At 69.3% G+C, this 18,241-nt stretch carries 15 protein-coding genes and 1 pseudogene; 8 read left to right on the top strand and 8 right to left on the bottom strand.

Features of this window, described 5'->3' with window-relative positions; genetic code table 11:
• Both ABZ464_RS48480 and ABZ464_RS48475 read right to left on the bottom strand, forming a co-directional pair.
• Positions 1-1,502 (bottom strand): maltotransferase domain-containing protein (locus tag ABZ464_RS48480; RefSeq protein WP_359288697.1); only part of this gene is annotated, 1,502 nt, incomplete at its 3' end.
• A 187-nt stretch (positions 1,503-1,689) separates the two neighbouring features.
• Positions 1,690-2,892, bottom strand: coding sequence for a S8 family peptidase (locus ABZ464_RS48475; protein ID WP_359288695.1), 1,203 nt, complete (start codon positions 2,890-2,892; stop codon positions 1,690-1,692).
• Positions 2,893-3,143: 251 nt separating this feature from the next.
• Between ABZ464_RS48475 and glgP the strand changes: the two genes are divergently transcribed.
• Positions 3,144-5,768, top strand: a complete 2,625-nt coding sequence (gene glgP / locus ABZ464_RS48470; protein ID WP_359288693.1) for an alpha-glucan family phosphorylase — start codon at positions 3,144-3,146, stop codon at positions 5,766-5,768.
• A gap of 793 nt (positions 5,769-6,561) precedes the next feature.
• Positions 6,562-6,732, top strand: a complete 171-nt coding sequence (locus ABZ464_RS48465; protein ID WP_359288691.1) for a toxin glutamine deamidase domain-containing protein — start codon at positions 6,562-6,564, stop codon at positions 6,730-6,732.
• 1,190 nt (positions 6,733-7,922) lie between these two features.
• On the opposite strand, the pseudogene ABZ464_RS48460 reads toward ABZ464_RS48465, so the two are convergent.
• Positions 7,923-8,105 (bottom strand): annotated as a pseudogene (locus ABZ464_RS48460) (transposase); the annotation flags it as partial.
• A gap of 277 nt (positions 8,106-8,382) precedes the next feature.
• Here ABZ464_RS48460 and ABZ464_RS48455 point away from each other — a divergent pair.
• The 5 genes from ABZ464_RS48455 to ABZ464_RS48435 all read left to right on the top strand — a co-directional run bounded on the left by ABZ464_RS48455 (position 8,383) and on the right by ABZ464_RS48435 (position 11,886).
• On the top strand, positions 8,383-8,850 hold the full coding sequence (locus ABZ464_RS48455) for a transposase family protein (RefSeq protein WP_359288689.1): 468 nt from the start codon (positions 8,383-8,385) through the stop codon (positions 8,848-8,850).
• The gene (locus tag ABZ464_RS48450; protein WP_359288699.1) at positions 8,766-9,212 is read left to right on the top strand and encodes a hypothetical protein; all 447 of its coding nucleotides are present in this window, start codon (positions 8,766-8,768) and stop codon (positions 9,210-9,212) included. The genes ABZ464_RS48455 and ABZ464_RS48450 overlap by 85 nt, the downstream gene beginning before the upstream one ends.
• Before the next feature lie 481 nt (positions 9,213-9,693).
• Entirely contained in the window at positions 9,694-10,455 is a 762-nt protein-coding gene (locus tag ABZ464_RS48445) for a DNA/RNA non-specific endonuclease (protein WP_359288687.1), read from the top strand.
• 51 nt (positions 10,456-10,506) lie between these two features.
• The gene (locus ABZ464_RS48440) at positions 10,507-11,070 is read left to right on the top strand and encodes an SMI1/KNR4 family protein (RefSeq protein WP_359288685.1); all 564 of its coding nucleotides are present in this window, start codon (positions 10,507-10,509) and stop codon (positions 11,068-11,070) included.
• Between the two features lie 69 nt (positions 11,071-11,139).
• Entirely contained in the window at positions 11,140-11,886 is a 747-nt protein-coding gene (locus ABZ464_RS48435; protein WP_359288683.1) for an SMI1/KNR4 family protein, read from the top strand.
• Here ABZ464_RS48435 and ABZ464_RS48430 read toward each other — a convergent pair.
• Positions 11,875-12,135, bottom strand: a complete 261-nt coding sequence (locus tag ABZ464_RS48430; RefSeq protein ID WP_359288681.1) for a DUF397 domain-containing protein — start codon at positions 12,133-12,135, stop codon at positions 11,875-11,877. The two genes, ABZ464_RS48435 and ABZ464_RS48430, sit on opposite strands and share 12 nt — an antisense overlap.
• An 11-nt stretch (positions 12,136-12,146) precedes the next feature.
• The gene (locus ABZ464_RS48425) at positions 12,147-13,001 is read right to left on the bottom strand and encodes a helix-turn-helix transcriptional regulator (protein WP_359288679.1); all 855 of its coding nucleotides are present in this window, start codon (positions 12,999-13,001) and stop codon (positions 12,147-12,149) included.
• Between the two features lie 145 nt (positions 13,002-13,146).
• On the opposite strand from ABZ464_RS48425, the gene ABZ464_RS48420 reads away from it, so the two are divergent.
• Complete coding sequence (locus ABZ464_RS48420) at positions 13,147-13,587, top strand: ATP-binding protein (RefSeq protein WP_359288677.1); 441 nt, start codon at positions 13,147-13,149, stop codon at positions 13,585-13,587.
• Positions 13,588-13,597: 10 nt separating this feature from the next.
• Here ABZ464_RS48420 and ABZ464_RS48415 read toward each other — a convergent pair whose 3' ends face one another.
• The 3 genes from ABZ464_RS48415 to ABZ464_RS48405 form a co-directional block, all read right to left on the bottom strand.
• Positions 13,598-14,116 carry a DUF1990 domain-containing protein gene (locus ABZ464_RS48415; RefSeq protein WP_359288675.1) on the bottom strand — a complete coding sequence of 173 codons (519 nt, stop codon included), beginning with the start codon at positions 14,114-14,116 and terminating at the stop codon, positions 13,598-13,600.
• A gap of 70 nt (positions 14,117-14,186) precedes the next feature.
• A complete protein-coding gene (locus ABZ464_RS48410; protein WP_359288673.1) occupies positions 14,187-15,848 on the bottom strand; it encodes a M4 family metallopeptidase in 1,662 nt (553 codons plus the stop codon).
• A gap of 288 nt (positions 15,849-16,136) precedes the next feature.
• On the bottom strand, positions 16,137-18,182 hold the full coding sequence (locus ABZ464_RS48405) for a M4 family metallopeptidase (RefSeq protein WP_359288671.1): 2,046 nt from the start codon (positions 18,180-18,182) through the stop codon (positions 16,137-16,139).
• Positions 18,183-18,241: the final 59 nt, after the last annotated feature.

Raw genomic sequence — 18,241 nt, 5'->3', positions numbered from 1 at the left:
TCGTGGAGGATGTCGGGGGTGTTGGCGAAGAGGTTGGGCCGCATGTAGGAGGCGGTCTCCCCCGAGAGTTCGGTGAGGTACTCGGTCAGTTCCTGTTTGGTGTTGCGCCAGGTGAAGTAGGTGTAGGACTGCTGGAAGCCGATCTGGGCGAGGGTGCGCATCATCGCGGGGCGGGTGAAGGCCTCGGCGAGGAAGAGGACGTCGGGGTCGGTGCGGTTGATGTCGGCGATGACCCGTTCCCAGAAGACGACCGGTTTGGTGTGGGGGTTGTCGACGCGGAAGATCCGCACGCCGTGCGCCATCCAGTGGCGCAGGACGCGCAGGGTCTCGGTGATGAGGCCGTCGAGGTCGGCGTCGAAGGCGATGGGGTAGATGTCCTGGTACTTCTTCGGCGGGTTCTCGGCGTGGGCGATGGTGCCGTCGGGGCGGTGGTGGAACCACTCGGGGTGTTTGTGCACCCAGGGGTGGTCGGGGGAGCACTGCAGGGCGAAGTCGAGGGCGATCTCGAGGCCGAGGGTGCGGGCCTGTTCGACGAAGCGGGCGAAGTCGTCGAGGGTGCCGAGGCCGGGGTGGACGCTGTCGTGGCCGCCTTCGGGGGAGCCGATGGCCCAGGGGACGCCGACGTCGTCGGGGGTGGCGTGCAGGGTGTTGTTGCGGCCTTTGCGGAAGGTGGTGCCGATGGGGTGGATCGGGGGGAGGTAGACGACGTCGAAGCCCATGGCGGCGATGGCGGGGAGCCGGCGGGCGGCGGTGCGGAAGGTGCCGTGCGGGGTGTCGGCGGTGCCCTCGGAGCGGGGGAAGAACTCGTACCAGGAGCCGTACAGGGCCCGTTCGCGTTCGACCAGCAGGGGCAGCGGCTCGGAGGCGGTGAGCAGGTCCCGCAGCGGATACCGGGCCAGGACCGCGTCCACCTCCGGCGTCAACGCCGCCGCCAGACGGGAGGCCGGGGGGCGGGCCTCGTCGCGCAGGGCGGCGACCGCGGCACGCAGAACGGCGCGTTTTCCACCCCCCTTGGCCACCCCGGCCACCGCGCGCTCGTACAGCCGGGCGCCCTCCTCCAGGACGAGCTCGGTGTCCATCCCCGCGGGGATCTTGATCTGCGCGTGGTGCCGCCAGGTGGCGACCGGATCGCTCCAGGCCTCCACCTGGTACGTCCAGCGGCCCGGCGCGTCCGGGGTGACGTCGGCGCCCCAGCGGTCGCTGCCCGGGGCGAGTTCACGCATCGGGGTCCAGGGACCGGGCCGGCCGTCGGGGTCCTTCAGTACGACATTGGCGGCGACGGCGTCGTGGCCCTCGCGGAACACGGTCGCCGAGACCTCGAAGGTCTCACCGGTGACGGCCTTCGCCGGCCGGCGCCCCTGCTGGACCAGGGGGCGGACGTCGAGGACCGGGATGCGCCCGACGGCGGTGGGCACGGGCGGCGCGGCTTCGGAGGCATGGGTGGCCTCGGTACGGGGGGTACGGGGTGTCGGGGGTGATGACGAGTGGTGCGTGGCGGGCATGACCGCTCCTGTCCGCAGCAACGAGGGTGGGCGGAGGGATGTGGGGTCCAGTACCGGGGGAGCCTTCCCACCCTAATCGGGTGCGCATTCCGGCACTTTGTTAACTACTCACGCGTATGTCTACGCACAAGACCGGCCCCGTTCGCGGCCTCGGCGGGCGCGGAAGGGAGCCGGTCGTGGTGGTCCGTCACCTGGCGGGGGTCACCTGGAGGAGTTTGTCCGGCGAACCGGCCCCCCGGCCGGAGACCTTGCCGTTCACGGCCCCCGCGACCAGCGCCCGGGCCACCTGGGCCGGGGTGGCTTTCGGGTGACCGGCGAGATGGAGCGCGGCCGCTCCCGCCGCGTGCGGCGCCGCCATCGACGTACCCGAGGAGGTGACTCGGCCGGTGTCGCTGGTGGACGACGCGGAGGTGATCGACACCCCCGGCGCGAACAGGTCGAGGGCCGAACCGTAGTTGGAGAACGCGGCACGGGAGTCCCTGCGGTCGGTGGCGCCGACGGTGACGGCCTCCCGGACGTCGGCGGGGGACTCCAGGGCGGCGGCCCGGCCCCCGTTGCCCGCCGCCACGACATAGGTGACACCGGATCTGATGGAGGCGCGGACGGCCGCGTCGAGCTGCGCGTTGTACGAGCCGCCCAGGCTGAGGTTGGCGACGGCCGGCCTGCGGGCGTGCCGGGTGACCCAGTCGATGCCGGCGATGGCCTGCGCGGTGGTGCCGGCGCCCGCGTCGTCCAGGACGCGTACGGCGATGACCTTCGCCTTTCCGGCGACACCGAGGGTGCGGCCCGCGATGATGCCGGCGACCTGGGTGCCGTGGCCGTTGCCGTCGGCGGCGGTGCGGTCACCGTCGACGAAGTCCCAGCCGTAGCTCGCGCGCCCGCCGAAGTCGTCGTGGGTGATCCGGATCCCGGTGTCGATGACGTACACCGTCACCCCGGCGCCCCCGGACCCCGGCGCGCGATAGCGGCCGTCCAGCGGCAGACCCGGCTGGTCGATCCGGTCCAGCCCCCAGGACGGCGCTCTCTTCGCGGAGTCCACCGTCACCTCGCTGTCCTGGACGACCGAGGCGACCCCGGGGTCGGCCGCGAGCCGCCGGGCCTGTCTCGCGCTCGCGCGCACGGCGAAGCCGTTGAGGACCGTGCCGTAGGTGTGGCTGATTCTCGCCCCATGGGCGGTGACGAGTCGCCGACCGGCCGCCGAGGACGCCCGGGTGTCCCCCTTCAACGTCACGAGATAGCTGCCGCCGACGGAACCGGGCAGACCGGCGCCGACGACTCTTCCCTCCGGTACGGCGTGCGCGGGCGGACTTGCGGCCGACAGGACCAGGGTCGTGACGACCGCGGTCAGGCTCCCCGCCCGGCGCAGACGCCGGATGCGCGTCCGTGCCATGGTTCGCGTTCCCCTCCTCGACGCGGCGCACGCCGGACCGCTGCGACCACCGGGCGCGCCACTGGGCAGCCTCTCGTGCGGGGTGAGGGGTCACAAGGTGGCCTAGGGGGGTGAATCGGCCATATCGCCATTTGCTTGATCCGGCCGGTCTGGCCTACGGCAGGGGCGAGGACAACACCGGTACCGTGCTGGATGACCGGGCGTACACAGCCGTACGTCCATCCAGCGAACGCGCCACGCCGAGGTGGAATGTGAAGGCGATCCGTCGATTCACCGTCCGACCCCTTCTCCCCGAACCCCTCCGGCCGCTCAGTGACCTGGCCCGCAATCTGCGCTGGTCATGGCACGCGGACACCCGTGAACTCTTCCAGTCCGTCGATCCCGAGCGCTGGGCCGCCTCGGACGGGGACCCGGTACGGCTGCTCGGCGGCGTACGGCCGGAGCGCCTCGCCGAACTGGCCGAGGACCGCCGCTTCCTGCGCCGGCTGACCGCCGCCGTGGACGAACTGCACGACTATCTGACCGGCGACCGCTGGTACCAGACCCGGCCCAGCGCCGCCGAACTCCCCGCCGCCGTCGCCTACTTCTCGCCCGAGTTCGGCATCACGGCCGCCCTGCCCCAGTACTCCGGCGGCCTCGGCATCCTCGCCGGGGACCACCTCAAGGCGGCCAGCGATCTCGGCGTCCCCCTGATCGGCGTCGGACTCCTCTACCGCCACGGCTACTTCCGCCAGACCCTCTCCCGCGACGGCTGGCAGCAGGAGCACTATCCCGTCCTCGACCCCAACGAACTCCCGCTGACCCTGCTGCGGGAGGACGACGGCACCCCCGCCCGGGTCTCCCTGGCCCTGCCCGGCGGAAGGTCGCTGCACGCCCGCGTCTGGCTGGCCCGGGTCGGCCGCGTCCCCCTGCTGATGCTGGACTCCGACGTCGAGGAGAACGGCCTCGGTGAACGCGGCGTGACCGACCGGCTCTACGGCGGCGGCAGCGAACACCGGCTGCTGCAGGAGATGCTGCTCGGCATAGGAGGTGTCCGGGCGGTACGGACGTACTGCCGGCTCACCGGGCACGCCCCGCCCGAGGTGTTCCACACCAACGAGGGGCACGCGGGCTTCCTGGGCCTGGAGCGGATCTCCGAACTCCGCGACGCCGGACTGGACTTCGACCCGGGACTGGAGGCGGTCCGTGCGGGGACCGTCTTCACCACCCACACCCCCGTCCCGGCCGGCATCGACCGCTTCGACCGTGAGCTGGTCGCCCGCCACTTCGGCCCCGACGCCGAACTCCCGCGCATGGACGTCGACCGCATCCTGCGGCTGGGCATGGAGACGTACCCGGGCGGCGAGCCGAACCTCTTCAACATGGCCGTGATGGGCCTCCGGCTCGCCCAGCGGGCCAACGGGGTGTCCCTGCTGCACGGCCATGTCAGCCGGGAGATGTTCTCCGGCCTGTGGCCCGGCTTCGACCCCGACGAGGTGCCGATCACCTCCGTCACCAACGGGGTGCACGCCCCGACCTGGGTCGCCCCCGAGGTGCTGCGGCTCGGCGCCCGCCAGGTGGGCGCCCAGCGCGCCGAGGACGCGCTGGCCGTCGGCGACGGCGACCGCTGGGACGTCGTCTCCGGCATCTCCGACCAGAGCATCTGGGACCTGCGGCGCGTCCTGCGCGAACAGCTGGTGGTGGAGGTGCGTAAGCGGCTGCGGGCCTCCTGGCGGCAGCGGGGCGCGGGCACCGCCGAGCTGGGCTGGATCGACGGGGTCCTGGACCCCGACGTCCTGACCATCGGCTTCGCGCGCCGCGTCCCGTCGTACAAGCGTCTGACGCTGATGCTGCGCGACCGCGACCGCCTGATGGAACTTCTCCTGCACCCGACGCACCCGATCCAGATCGTGGTCGCGGGCAAGGCGCACCCGGCGGACGACGGCGGTAAACGCCTGGTCCAGGAACTGGTCCGGTTCTCGGACGACCCCCGGGTCCGCCACCGCATCGTCTTCCTCCCCGACTACGGCATGGCGATGGCGCAGAAGCTGTACCCCGGCTGCGACATCTGGCTCAACAACCCCCTCCGCCCCCTGGAGGCGTGCGGCACCTCGGGCATGAAGGCGGCGCTCAACGGCTGCCTCAACCTCTCCGTCCTGGACGGCTGGTGGGACGAGTGGTTCCAGCCCGACTTCGGCTGGGCCATCCCCACCGCGGACGGCGCCGGCACCGACCCCGACCACCGCGACGACATCGAGGCGGCGGCGCTGTACGACCTCCTCGAGCAGCGCATCACGCCCCGCTTCTACGAGCGGGGCCGCGCCGGTCTGCCCGACCGCTGGATCGAGATGGTCCGCCAGACCCTCACCCTGCTCGGCCCCAAGGTCCTGGCCGGCCGGATGGTCCGCGAGTACGTCGACCGCCTCTACACGCCGGCCGCCCAGGCCCACCGCGCGATGAGCCCCGACACGGCCCGTGAACTGGCCGTCTGGAAGACGAGGGTGCGCGCCGCCTGGCACGCGGTGACGGTCGACCACGTCGAGACGTCGGTCGCCACCACGACCGCCGAACTCGGCACGACCCTCGCCCTGCGCGTCCGGGTGGGCCTCGGCGAACTCGCCCCCGAGGACGTCGAGGTCCAGGCGGTCTCCGGCCGGGTCGACGAGGAGGACCGCATCACTGACGCGGCCACGGTCCCCCTGAAGGCCGCCTCGGGCCCCGACCTGGAGGGCCGCTGGCTCTACGAGGGCCCCCTCTCCCTGGACCGCACCGGCCCCTATGGCTACACGGTCCGCATCCTCCCGTCCCACCGCCTCCTCGCCTCCGGCGCGGAGCTGGGGGTGGTGGCGGTGCCGGGGGAGGAGGGGGCGGAGGGGGCGGGGGTGCTGATGCGCTGACGCGCCGACGGAAGGGACACTCGGCCTCCCAGCGGAGGTGGCATGGGCCTCGTCGACCCTGACGGGGCACTGCTGGGCCACCTTCGCCATGCTCGACCATGCTTTCTCGCCGCTGACGCCTCCCACGAACGCGTCAGCGATACAACCCGGACGGACTGATCCCGCTGACCTGCAACGACGTGCGGTTCAGCTGGTCCGCGTGGCGACGACGCCACCCCGGCTCGGGCCTGCCGCTACCTCTTCGCATGTTTGCGCCGTTTGCTCTGGCGTCAGGTCCCACGGGCTGCCGCGGCCGGTCAGTGTGCACAGTGTCGGCCCAGATCTCTGCACAAGGGCAACGAACTCCATTGGAGCGGCCGGGTTCCGGCGCTGCCGCAGCCACCCCTGATCCGTTCGCATGATCTCCTGGCTGAGGACAGACAGGCGGGGCGGTCTTGCGTCACGTGCGCACGGAACGCGGGACCGCGAACCTCGGCCGTCCTGTCGTGAGGTGCCCTTCGATCACGTCATCAGCGCGTCCGGGCAATTGAGGAGTCCGGTCAGCAGGCTCATGGCGGGCGGCGGAGCGTCCGGCAGCAGCTTGACGATCGCTGGGGCCACAGTGGGTGGGTCCCTCAAGTTCATCAATGCGGCAGAACACGGCGCCCCAAGAATTGGTACAACTGTGGAGCATGTGCCATCGCGACCGACAGCACACTCGCTGGTAAGCCCGTGAAAGCGTGGGACAGCGGTGTAGTGGCCCCCGAGGAGCTGGAATATTACTTCGGAAGTACATTCAAGTGTCAGGACGACGGTGCGGCCGGGGTCGCGAACGAGTTGCTCAAGACACCGGAATGGAGCACGAGGAGTCATCTTCGCCTGGCAGGAGGGTTCGGACATAGGCCACTTCTTCAACGCAGTGAACCGCGGAGGGAACGTGAAGTTCGTTGACGGGCAGGCGGGCGGATATGCGGACTTGGATTGAGATCACTGGGAGTTCATGCACACGGGAAGTGGCGCACATTGATCACCCTGGAGGCCGCTACGCTGGCGGCACGAGAATTCGGTTCCCGTAATCTTCCTGGAATCGATGGATTGCGATGGGGGTTCCTTTTTCGGGGAATCTCGACGGCAGGTCTCTACCTGTTTCAGATCACCGTTAGTCCGTCGGCTCCGAACGGGAGACCAAGGTTCGGTGGCAGTCCGGGAGTTGTCGTCGATTCCAAGAGCGGTGAATGTCGCTACGTGAGAGGTCATGCCGCGTGCAAAGGCCTTCTGCGTGAGATAGCGGACTGAATCTCGAGACCGAGGACAACCACTACGGCATCGGGCATGCGCAAGTCCGCGTCACCGGAACCGCCATTTCGGACGGGAAGTCGGTCGGATGACGTTCAACGTCCAGGTGTACAAGGACTGGAACTTTGACAAGGACAAGAAGGCTGTCGGTATTCCCCTGAATCGATACGCGGCCATGCACGAGTATGGATACGGGCAGGAGTTCCCGATGGCTTCGAGCGGCCCGGCGGTCCGGTTTCCGGTCGCCCGATACCATCCCGGCAAATCCGGGGCAGAGATGAAGGTGAAATATGAAAGCTTTTCGGCTCCTGATCCGGCTCGGATGCGTCGCAGTGTCGGCGGTCGCACCATTGGCGATTTTCTACTACATCTTTTTGAGTGTGGCCGAGGCGCAGTCCGGAGGGAGCCGGCAGAGCGGGCGCCGGTGGGCGGGTGCGCTCCAGGGAGCCCTTCCCGCAGCGGTCGTCGAGTTGGGGATCACCATGGTCGTGTTGCTCTGGGCCAAGGCGATGAGCACCAATCCGGCCTCAGGGTCCGCTCGCGCCGTCGCGGTCGCAGTGGCCGCCGTTTGCGCAAGTGTCCCCACCTCGCTTTTTGTGGCCCTGGCGGCATGGCCCGTGGTCCTGTTGAGCTGTGTTGCGCCTGCCGCTCTGGCCGCCCCCGCCCTCATGCGGTCTGCCGCCTCGACCACACCGCCCGCCTGAGAGGAAATTTGATCTAGGTAGATTGACTCTTATGTGATGTTGGTGTCGAAATAGGTCAGGCGCATGCCGTCGGCGTCGGTGAAGCGCAACTGGATGGTGTCCCGCTGGTTGGTGCAGCCGATCTTGGTCAGGGCGTGTTGGTGGTATTCGGTAGCGCGGGGGCGCTGTCGGGGAGCTAGGCGGGGTAAAGCTGATCCATGCTTCCTTCGGGCAGGTAGCGGCGGGGGAAGGCGATCCATTCGTCGTGCAGCTCGAACAGGACGGCGGTGACCAGTCGCAGGAGCGCGTCGTCGTTGGGGAAGATCTGGAGGACGTCGACGCGGCGCTTGACCTCGTGGTTGACCCGCTCCAGTGGATTGGCAGGGGGTTGCAAGTTCCGGGATCGCGTGGATCGTCCGTGCTCGGTGGGAGTTGACGCGGGAGCAGCACCGGCACGAGACCGGTGATCAAGGGTGTCTACGCCAGTTGATGACATTGAGGTCCCGTGCCTGCTGCCCCATCCTCCCCGATCCCTGCCGTCCTGGTGAAACTGGTCCCCCTCCGCCCGCACGACACGGACCGCCTGCGCGCCCACCTCCAGTGCCTACCCGACCCACGGTCGCGTCGCGGGCGGTGGTATCCCTTGGGCGGTCGGTTTGCTGCTGGTAGTCGTCTCCGGCGCCCGGACCATCACCGAGATCACAGAGTGGGGGCAGCGCGCCGCCGCCACGGTGCTGGAACAATTCGGCATCCGCCGCCACCTGCCCGGACGCCGGCACGCCCCGTCCCATTCCACCCTCACCCGGCTCCTGGCCGCCCTCGACGGCGACGCCCTGGACGACGTGATCGGTGCCTACCTGGCCGAACGCGACCACACCGACGTCGGTACCACCGGCTCGGCGCCGCGGTCGGCGATTGCGGTGGACGGCGAAGGCGCTGTCCGGCTCCGCCCACCGAACCCAGCACTACCGGCACCTGCTGTCCGCCGGAGACGGCCCCCTTCCGCCCGCTGCTGGAACTACTCGATCTGGCCGGCGCCGTGGTCGCCTTCGACGCCCTGCACAGCGTCAAGGACCAGGTGCGCTGGCTGGTGCAGGAGAAGAAGGCCCACTACATCGCGGTGATCAAGGGAAACCAGCCGACCGCGTCAGCCCAGGTCAAGGCCCTGCCATGGGAGCAGGTGCCCGTGGCGCACACCGTTTCCGCAACAGGGCACGGGCGGCGTGAGTCCCGCTCGGTCAAGACCATGGCCATCGCGGCGAACCTGGGCGGGATCGCCTTCGCGGAAGCGCGGCTGGCCCTGCGCATCCACCGACGCCGCCAGAAGAGCGGCAAGCGGCACACCCGGGAGACCCTCTACGCCGTCACCAGCCTCGACACGGGTGGGACCTGCCCGGTTGGCTCTACTGGATATCCGGCGAGAGCGGCCTGTGGACGGTGGAGAATCTGGTCCGGAGAGATGGCGAAACGCTCGCGATCTCCGTGAGTGCGGCCGACTGGCCCGTCCCCGTGGCGGCGCTCGAATGGCTGGCCGAAAAGGCGGCGGTGGCGGCGGTGGCCGCGGCGGCCTCGGCATGGGCCGAGGCAGCACCCGCGGCGGCGGAAGCACCAAGGCGCGAGGCGGAACCACCAGGGGATCCTCCAAGAGCACCAGGCGTTCCAGGAGCACGAGCAGGTACCGCGATCCGCGCAACGACATGTGCAACGCCAGGCGCTGCGGCGCCGGGCGCACTCGCCCGGCCAGGCCGCCCAAGTCGTCACGCTGCACCTACAACTGCAAGACCTCCAGCAGGCCTCCTGGCAGCAGCGGAAGTTACGGCCGTGGCGGACGCGGTTCCGGCTCATCCACGTCGCGTGGTTCCACAACCATGCGGCCGACACAGCCCAGGAAGCCCACGCCCCCTCGAAACCCGAACCGGGGCAAGAACCCGACTCCTGCGCCGACTCGCCCGGCCCCGAAGCCGAGAGTGGACGCGGCTCGGATTCAGCAGGGTGCGCTGGAAAGAGCGCTCATCCTGGACCACACACTGGCCGAGATCACGGCGTTCATCCCGATCGAGGCGCTGGCCCCGAACGGGCTGCTCGCCGACGGCAACGGGACGGGCACGGACACCCAGAACCGCGGCGACTGCCGTCGCGGTGGCGAGGGCTGGGTGGAGTACAACGACCTCGACAGCGCGAACGGCAACAGGGCCACCGGCGTGGAGGCGTGCCTGGACAGTGACTACTTCGACACGCACGAGGGCAGCTCGACCGTCCAGGGGATAAAACCGCCCGGCTACCAGTGGGCCAGGGCTTACGTGGGACACCTCGGCGGCCTCGACCCGGCCCTCGCCGTCAACGCCTGCCACCTGCTCGGCAGCGATCTCAGAGGCTCGGGCACGGACCTGCGGAATCTGGCCACCTGCTCACGCCAGGCGAACGCCGCCGTGCGGGGCGACGGCCGGATCGACGACCACATGTTCTCCTACGAGAGCCAGGTGAAGGACGCCGTCGACCACGGCCAGGTGGTCCACTACAAGGTGACACCGCAGTATTCGGGAGCACGGACTGTGCCGGTCTCCTTCGACATCACGGCCCGGGGCACCATGCCCGACGGCTCCCCCGGTATCGCGTTCAGCCTGACCGTTCCCAACTCGGTCCATAGTCCGCGCAAGGGCTGGAAGAACTACGGCATGGTCATCGACAGCCGCAGTGGCCTTCCGGTACCGACCGGTTCGCTACCGTAATGCCCGAGAGGCGGTGAAGTCTTGACCTGGTTCGATGAGCTGAGGAGGGTCATGCCCTCTCACCCGGGGGCGGGTGACACGGTGGACTGGGGTGCCGTGGAGGCGAGTTGGGGCACCCCCTTCCCCGGAGACTTCAAGAAGTTCATGGCCGAGTACGGCGCGGGCACGATCGACGACTACCTGAGCGTGCTGCTTGCCGAGCCCCGGGGTGGCTTCGACGGCGGTCCTGCGTACATGGGGATGGCCGAGGAGTCGCGGAACGCGGAGGAGACGTGGCGGGCCGAGCCTCCCGAGCCACGGCTCATCACCTGGGGCCTGGACTCCAGTGCGGACATCCTGTGCTGGCGGGCCGCCGGGGACGACCCGGACAAGTGGCCCGTGGTGGTGTGGAGCCGGGACGGCGGGCGCTGGTCCGAATATCCAGGCGGAATGGCCGAGTTCCTCTGTCACGTTTTTCGCGCGGAGTTCGACCGTTGTCCCCTCGGAGACCTGTCTCTCTGGGGTGCCGCTTCCCCCCGCTTCCTCCACCGGGACGAGCAGCAGCGGCTCCGGGACTCCGGGATCGACCCCTGGACCGGGGAGGCCGATCCGTTCGCAGGTATGTTCGGAGACTGAGCGAACCTCGCCCCTCAGATCCGCACACTCCCGCACTGGTGAACAACCCTGGCGGTGAGAACGGCAATCATGACAGCGCAGAACTGCTTCGAGGCATTTACAGAGCTGTTGCCTCCACGGCCGGGCAGCGGCCTGGCCGTGGACTGGGCAGCGGTCGAGGAAGCCTGGGGGCTGGAGTTTCCCTCCGACTACAAGAACCTCATTGCCCGCTACGGTGATGTGCTCCTCGGGGACTACCTTCAGGTCATCGCCCCCACCACCGTCACGCCGGAAACCTGCGACGAACCCGGCGCGCCACGCGGCGGCATGGGTTTCATCACGGCGGACGCCCGCGAGACCTGGGCGGAAACGGAGCCCACCGCAATCGAAGCCGAACCCGAGGAATTGGTGACCTGGGGAGCCGCGAGCAGCGCCGACCTCTTCTGCTGGCTCACCCGCGGCGAACCAGACAAGTGGGCCGTGATGGTCTTCAGCCACGGCGACGACATCTGGACCCAGTACGACTTCGGGACGGCGGAGTTCCTGGTCCGCGTGTTGAATGCCCAACCGGGCGTCGAGGCAATGAAGGAGACGCCGTTGTGGGGCGACAGGAATTCTTCGTACGTCAATTCCGCGGAGCGTCGCCGCGCACGGGGAAAGCGAATCGGCCAGGGTTCTCAGAGTACCTACGACGAGGGCTTCGCCGGGCGGGGCGGAACTGCTGGCCAACCTGTCCGCGACAGTGTGCCCCCGTCGACGACAACGCCGACACCTTTCGACGAGCGGGACTGCGGGCCCGACCCCGACCGGGCCGACGACGGACCCCTACGACCGTAGTCCGGACATCGCCGCGGATCGTGAGGAGGGCTGCGGCGTGGTCTCCCGCACCTGACCTCTCCACAACTGTTCTGGGTCGCCCTTGAGGCCGCGTATCAGGGCATGCAGGCCGGGCGTCGTCGTGGTGAGGACGACGCCCGGCTCGTCGCTCTCGCGGAGGTGGAGGGAACCGGTCGGGGAGGCGGCGATGTTGACGCAGTTCGAACTGTCGCCGCTGTACGAGGACTTCTGCCAGTGGAGAGTTTGCACGTCGATGCCTTTCAGATGCCCTGGGCGAGACGATTGATGAAGTCGCGTGACGTGGCCGGGGGTAGTGCGCAGGTCTCCATGTGGTCGAGAACGGCACGGTACTTGGTCAACTGTGCCTCGGAGTCGAGAAACCCGCAGCCGCCATGGTGGGTGTCCAACTGCACGGTATCGAGTTGACGTACAGGACCCTCGACGTAGTCGAAGGACTGGCCGGTGCTCGGGAAATTCTCCGTGCCGAACGGGATCACCCTGACCGTGACATGTGGCAACTCGCTCATTTCGATCAGATGCTTGAGCTGGCCGAAGGCGACGTCCGGGCCGCCGAAGCCCATGCGTAGGGCCGACTCGTGGATGAACGCCGAGTACCGGGGTGGGGTTTCCCGGTGCATGATGCCCTGTCGTCTGATGCGGTGGGTGAGGCGGTGTTCGATCTCGTACTGCCGCATGGGCGGCACCACCGCCCGGAAGAGAGCACGGGCGTGGTCCGTGGTCTGGAGCAGCGCCGGGATGTGGGTCACGAGAGCCACCCGCAGCCCCGTCGCGTGATGTTCCAGTTCGGCCAGGTCGACCAGGGCGGCGGGCAGGTGTTCGCGGTAGGGCTCCCACCAGCCGGGAGCCCGCCGCCCGGTGAAGTCGGCCAGGGCGTCCACGAGCGCCACGTCGGAACAGGCGTATGCGGACGCCATGGTGCGCACCCGGTCGGCGCTGAGGGAACTGCGTCCGGTCTCGATCATGCTGACGCGTCCCTGGTTGACGCCGAGCAGACCTGCGGCGCCGGTGACACTGAAGCCGGCCTGTTCGCGCAGTCTGCGCAGTTCGGCGCCCAGTCGCCGCTGGCGCAGGGTCGGGTTGCCGGTGGGCGGCAAGACGCTTCCTTCCGTACGGCATCGCGGTGGCTCTTGTACCCCACAAGAGGTAACTGTGGGCTCATCTCCCTGAACTGGAAGATGTATCTCCCCATGGCCCCTAGCGTGGTGCTTCCAAGGATTCCCCCCACCTTCGGAGGTCCTCATGGTCACCGTAGCCCCGCCCGACACCTGGTCGTACGCCCTCCGTCTGCCGCATGACCCCAGAGCCGCACGGGTCGCACGGATGACCGTGCGGGCGGTGCTCGGGGGGCACGGCAGGCAGGAAGTGCTGGAGGCCGTCGAGTTGGTGACGTCCGAGTTGGTCGCCAACGCCTATCTGCACACCGAAGGGCCGGCCACGCTGAGGCTCACCGCCGTGGGGGACGGGCGGCTCAGGGTGGGTGTCTGGGACAGCGACCCGCACGTTCCCGCGCCCTTCGCCAAGCCTCCCGGAAACCGTCTCGCGCTTGCTCCGGTCGAGAGGGAGAACGGGCGCGGACTGTACCTCGTGCAGGAGTACGCCGACTGGTGGGGAGGTTGGCCGCTCGGGCGGAACGGCGGGAAGTTGCTGTGGTTCGAGGTAGGCGGGCGGTTCGGCGCGTAAGGCGGCTACCTCACGGCTGTCCGTCTGTGCACAACCCCCGCAGCACCGTCCCGCACCGCCGCGCATAAGCGCTCTGCAACCCCCGCGTAGCCGGCCCCGCCGCCCGCGCGTACCACTTGGCCGCGCGGCTGAAGGCGGAGACGGTGAGCCAGACCGTGCCGTCGCCCGTGCGGTCGACCAGGAAGGATTCCTCGCCGGATTCGGGGTGGCCGGAGAGGGTGCCGTAGGCCCAGCCCGCGCGGCGGTGTTCGTCGGCCGTCCATATGACGCGGCAGGGGGCCTTGATCAGGCCGGCCAGGGTGATCGTGACGTCCACGTCGGGGGCCGCGCGGTCCGACGAGGCAGCGACGCCCACGCCCATCGCGCGGTGCATCTCCCACGTCATGACCGCCTCCGCCGCGCGCCGGAAGAGGTCGTGGCCCTCGCCGATGCGGGTGCGCACGTGCAGCGGGTGGAAGCCGGGCGGGCAGAAGCCGGGGCGGTCGCGGGTCGCGCCGACGTCGTCGTAGGTGAAGTCCTTGGGCGGCATGGGAGACAAGGGTAGGGCGGTACCCGGGGATGCCTTCGTCCCGGGTACCGCCCTCTCACCTGAAACAGGACTAGCTGACGTTGACCGCCGTCCAGGCCGCGGCGACCGTGGCGTACTCGGTGCTGCTGGAGCCGTACAGCGCCGACGCCGCGCTCAGGGTCGCCGTGCGGGCGGCCTTGTAGTTCGTCGTCGAGGTCATGTACGTCGTCAGCGCCTTGTACCAGATCTGCAGCGCCTTGGCGCGGCCGATGCCGGTGACCGTGGAGCCGTTGTACGTCGGCGAGTTGTAGGTGACGCCGTTGATCGTCTTCGAGCCGCTGCCCTCGGACAGCAGGTAGAAGAAGTGGTTCGCGACGCCGGACGAGTAGTGGACGTCCTTGCTGCCGACGGTGGAGGACCAGTAGTCCGACGAGCCGCCGTCCTTGCTGGGCTTGTCCATGTAGCGCAGCGGGGTGCCGTCGCCGTTGATGTCGATCTTCTCGCCGATGAGGTAGTCACCGGGGTCGTTGGAGTTGGCGGCGTAGAACTCCACGCCGGTGCCGAAGATGTCCGAGGTGGCCTCGTTCAGGCCGCCGGACTCGCCGGAGTAGTTCAGGCCCGCGGTGTTCGCGGTGACGCCGTGGCTCATCTCGTGGCCGGCCACGTCCAGCGAGGTCAGCGGGTTGACGTTGCCCTCGCCGTCGCCGTACGTCATGCAGAAGCAGCTGTCGTCCCAGAACGCGTTGACGTACGCGTTGCCGTAGTGGACGCGGGAGTAGGCGGCCACGCCGTTGTTCTTGATGCCGCTGCGGCCGAAGGTCGACTTGTAGAAGTCCCAGGTCACCTGGGCGCCGTAGGCGGCGTCGACGGCGGCCGTCTGGTCGGTGGTGGAGCTGGAGGCCGCGCCGGTGCCCCAGGTGTCGTCGGCGTCGGTGAACAGCGTGCCCGCCGAGGAGGACGTGCCGTGCGACTTGTTGTACGTCTTGTGGCCGCCGCGGGTGCCGTCGGTCAGCTGGTACGTCGAGCCCGACAGCGTGGTGTTGAGGCTGACGGTGCCGGAGTACAGGCTCTTGCCGGTGCCGGTCTCGATGCCCTGGTACTCGTAGAGCTTCTTGCCGGTGGCCGCGTCGGTGATGACGTGCAGCTCGTTCGGGGTGCCGTCGTCCTGGAGACCACCGACGACCGTCTCGTACGCGAGGACCGGCTTGGCACCGTTGCCCGCCCAGATCACCTTGCGGGGCGCGTTGTCCGCCGCGGTCTTGGCCGAGCCGGCGGCCTTGGCGAGGGTCAGCGCCTGCTTCTCCGCCTTGGCGGCGGTGACGACCGGCTTGAGCGAGGCGACCTTGATGGTGGTCTTCGTCGCCTTGGTGACGCCCTTGTTCACGCCGGCGGCCGACTCGTGGACGACCAGGTCGCCGCCGAGCACCGGCAGGCCCGCGTAGGTTCGCTCGTAGCGCGTGTGGACGGTGCCGTCGGCGTCCTTGACGACGTCGCGGACGACCAGCTTCTCCTTGGTGCCGAGGCCTATCTCCTGCGCGGTCGCGGTCGCGTCGGCCTGCTTGTCCTTGATCAGGGCGGTGCGGGCGGAGGCGGAGAGCGCGGTCGGCGCGGCGGACGGCTTGGCGGCGGCGTCCGCGGCGGTCGGGGCGGCCACGGCACCGGAGGTCAGACCGGTGGTGACCAGGGCGCCGGCCGCGACAGCGGTGGCGATCGCCAGGGTGGTGCGCTGGTGACGCGCGTAGAGGGAGGTCACACAAGCTCCTTGGGTGTGGGGGTGCCCGGACGGCGTGGGGATGCCGGCCGAAGCTGTGGTGAAGTTGTGCGGCGGTTGCCAGGAAGCCTCGCATCAGGTCGCGTACATGTCAGGACCCCGATGTGATGTTGGCTGAAAATCAACCAACCGATGAACATTGCCGAAATGTAAACGGAGTTGACCTCGGTAAAAGGCCAACAGGCGATGGGCAATCGGCTGGCAAAAAGACGGTGCCGCCCCGGGCGGCTCGTGGCCCCGGGGCGGCATCTGCGCTGCGTATGTCCCGGTTTACGGGAACGTCAGCTTCCAGCTGTTGATGTAACCGGTGTCGACGGCCGCGTTGTCCTGGACCCTCAACTGCCAGACACCGTTGGCGACCTCGGAGGAGGCGTTCACCGTGTACGTGGTGCTGAGGTTGTCCGTGCTGCCGCCGGTGCCGTACGCCTTCAGCGTGTACGCCGTCCCGTCGGGGGCGACCAGCTGCACCTGGAGGTCACCGATGTAGGTGTGGACGATGTCCACCCCGACCTGGAGGTTCGACGGCGCGTTGCCCGTCCGGCCGGAGACGGTGATCGACGAGGTGACCGCCGCGCCGTTGTCCGGAATCGACACGTCGGCGGTGTTCTCGAAGGAGGTGCCGCCGCCCCCGCCGCCGCCGGGCCGCGTGCCGACCGCGACGCCCGCCCAGGCGTTCGCCACCGCCGTGTACTCGGCGCTCGTCGTGCCGTACAGCTCACCCGCCGCCGCGAGGGTGCCGGTGCGGGCGCCCGCGTAGTTGGTGGTCGAGGTGAACTTCGTGGTCAGCGCGCGGAACCAGATCTTCTCCGCCTTGTCCCGGCCTATGCCGGTGACCGCGAGACCGTCCGACGTGGGCGAGTTGTAGGTGACACCGTTGATCGTCTTGGTGCCGCTGCCCTCGGAGAGGAGGTAGAAGAAATGGTTCGCCGGGCCGGACGAGTAGTGCACGTCGACCGAGCCGATGCCCGAGTACCAGCTGTCCTTCGACGCGCCGTCCTTGCTCGGCTTGTCCATGTACCGCAGCGGCGTGCCGTCGCCGTTGATGTCGATCTCCTCGCCGATGAGGTAGTCACCGACGTCCGAGGAGTTGTTGGCGTAGAACTCCACCGAGGTGCCGAAGATGTCCGAGGTCGCCTCGTTGAGGCCGCCGGACTCGCCGGAGTAGTTCAGGCCCGCGGTGTTGGAGGTGACGCCGTGGGTCATCTCGTGGCCGGCCACGTCGATCGCCGTCAGCGGGTGCGTGTTGCCCGAGCCGTCGCCGTACGTCATGCAGAAGCAGCTGTCGTCCCAGAACGCGTTGACGTACGCGTTGCCGTAGTGGACCCGCGAGTACGCGGCCACGCCGTCGCCGCGGATACCGCTGCGCCCGTGCACGTTCTTGTAGTAGTCCCAGGTCAGGGCCGCGCCGTAGTGCGCGTCGGCGCCCGCGGTCTCCGCGTTGGACGCGGCCCCGTTGCCCCAGACGTCGTCGGAGCCGGAGAACAGCGTGCCGGTGCCGGAGGAGCCCCGGTTGAGGTTGTACGTCTTGTGGTTGCCGCGCGCCGCGTCGGTCAGGTTGTACGTCGACCCGGACTGCGTGGTGCCGAGCGTCACCGTGCCGCTGTACATGGTGTTGCCGGTGCCGGTCTCGATGCCCTGGTACTCGTAGAGCTTCTGGCCGGTGGCCGCGTCGGTGACGACATGCAGCTCGTTCGGGGTGCCGTCCTCCTGGAGGCCGCCCACGACCGTCTCGTACGCCAGGACCGGGGTGCCGTTCGCCGCCCAGATCACCTTGCGCGGCGCGCGGTTGGTGTCCGCGTCCGCCGCGCCGTCGGCCTTCGCCAGGGTCAGCGCCTGCTTCTCCGCCTTCGCCGCGGGGACGGTGGGCGTCAGCGAGGCGACCTTGATCGCGGCACGGCTGGCCTTGGTGACGTCCTCGGTCGCGCCGGACTTCGCGGTCTCCACGACCAGGTCGCCGCCGAGCACGGGCAGACCCGCGTAGGTGCGCTCGTAGCGGGTGTGCAGGGTGCCGTCCGCGTCCTTGACCACGTCACGGACGACGAGCGCCTCCTTGGCGCCGAGGCCCAGCTCCTTGGCGGTGGCCGCCTTGCCGGTGTCGGCCTTGCGGATCAGCTCGGCGCGCTGGGCGGGGGTGAGCCGGACCGACTCGGCGCCGGGACGGGCCTGGCCGGCCGCCGGTGCCTGCTCCGGGGCGGCGGTGGCCGCGCCCGACTGCACGGCGGCGGCGATGAGCGCGGAGACGCCGACGAGGGCGACGGCCGCGGCCTTGCGGTACGGGGTGTGGGAGGTGCGTCTGCGAGAGGAACTGCTTCTCAACACTGACTCCTTCTGCGCGGCCGCGGATCACACGGCCTGGGGAGACCGGACGGCGGGTG

It is taken from the genome of Streptomyces sp. NPDC005820 (genome assembly GCF_040630255.1).
Taxonomy (GTDB): domain Bacteria; phylum Actinomycetota; class Actinomycetes; order Streptomycetales; family Streptomycetaceae; genus Streptomyces.
Note: the sequence above shows the minus strand (reverse complement) of the source record. Positions and strands in the feature narration are given on the sequence as shown.